The organism is Limnobaculum eriocheiris, from assembly GCF_021010575.1.
Lineage (GTDB): Bacteria > Pseudomonadota > Gammaproteobacteria > Enterobacterales > Enterobacteriaceae > Limnobaculum > Limnobaculum eriocheiris.
The window spans coordinates 1-1,637 of record NZ_JAJNAG010000092.1; the positions used below are offsets into that span (position 1 = coordinate 1).

The 1,637-nt window shown below is 52.6% G+C and carries 1 protein-coding gene; it reads left to right on the forward strand.

The features are described 5' to 3' along the window. Positions 1-1,637, forward strand: a 1,637-nt coding sequence (locus tag LPW36_RS17590; RefSeq protein ID WP_476738499.1) for an autotransporter outer membrane beta-barrel domain-containing protein, incomplete at both ends; no start/stop codon positions are given.

Consider the following 1,637-nt stretch of genomic DNA (forward strand, 5'->3'; position numbering starts at 1 on the left):
CTTCCCGTGTAACAGGTTTAACAGACGTCAGCCTTGAGGGAGGCCATCTGGCGCTGGAGGGTAACGTCAGCGCCGGACAGAATATCGCATTGAGTGGAACCCGTCTGCAAACCGGCGCGCAGTCAAAGGTTCAGGCTCAGCAAAATCTGAATGTGGTGACTACTGAGCGCGCAGATAGCCTGGGAGAGATGAGTTCCGGGAGTTCCCTGTCACTGACCACCGGCGAGTGGCTCAATCGGGGGCTGTTTGTCACCAACGGCAACAGCACCATTAATGTAACTGCACTGAACAATCAGGGCAAAATTCAGGCGCAGGGTTTACAGAATGTCACCGCCGGAACGGTAAATAACGGCGGCATTATGCTGTCCGGTGGTCATACGATGCTGACGGCGGATAATGTCACGCTGTCCGGCAGCCTTGGCTCACAGCAGGGGTTAAACCTGATTGCACGCCAGTGGCTGAAGGTTGACCCGTCAGGGCTGTTACTCAGTGATGGCAGCATGACCCTTGAGTCTGCACGTATTGATTTGGCGGGTTCGATTAAAGCTCAGAATGATATCCGGGTGAATACCACCACCCTGAATACCTTTGGTGGAAGCCAGCTGTTAAGCGATGGTCATATTGCCGTGATGGCTTTTGCCAGTACCTTAGCCGGGCTGATGTCTGCCGGTGGTACCTTATCGTTGGAATCTCCGTTATTAACTGCGCTGGACAGTGCCCATATTCAGGCACGGCAAGGCATGAGTCTGAATGCCAGTCAGAATGCGCTGTTACAGGGAACGCTGGTTTCCGGCGGTGACCTGACTTTAACCAGTGCGGATATCAATCATCAGGGCACCATGCAATCTGACGCCGGGCTGACACTCAATGGTACCCTCGTGAACCAACAGGGCGCATTGCAAGGGAAAACCGTTGCGATTAACGGACAGGCGTTCACCAACAGCGGTACGGTACTGGCGCTAAACCAACTGGATATAAATACCCAACTGACCGATAACCAAACTCATGGTAAGTTGTTCAGTGGCGGTAATCTGATGTTAATCAGCGATGTATTAAATCACTCTGGTCAGATACTGGCACTGACGGATATTTCTGTTCGCCTTAGTCAGGATTTCACCCACAACAGTACCATCGCGGCGGGCAATGTGCTCTCCCTCAGCACCGCGGGTGCACTGACGCAAAATGGCACCTTACAGGGGCAAAGCGTCAGCCTGACCAGCGGCGGTCTGTTGACCAGTCAGGGGAAAATTGCTGCGGGCACCGGCGTTCTTAAATTAAGCGGTGCGGATATTGTACTGGGTGACAACAGCAACCTTCAGTCCGGCGGCAATATTGAAATAACCAGTCAGAACTCCATTAATCACAGCGGCTTTACCGGTGCCGCGGGGGATTTACGCCTGAGCGCGGTTAACGACATCACTAACAGCACGTTGCTGTATGCGGCCGGGGATATGCGACTGTTTGCCGATAAAATCAGTAACCTGAAGGGCGATATTCTGGCGGGTAACAACCTGTGGATGCAGAAGGATGCGGCAGGGAATGCCAACAGTCTGGTGCTGAACCGTTCAGGGACGATTGAGACCTATGACGGTGATATTACGATTAATACGGGACGGTTCAAAAATAGTTATTTTGAT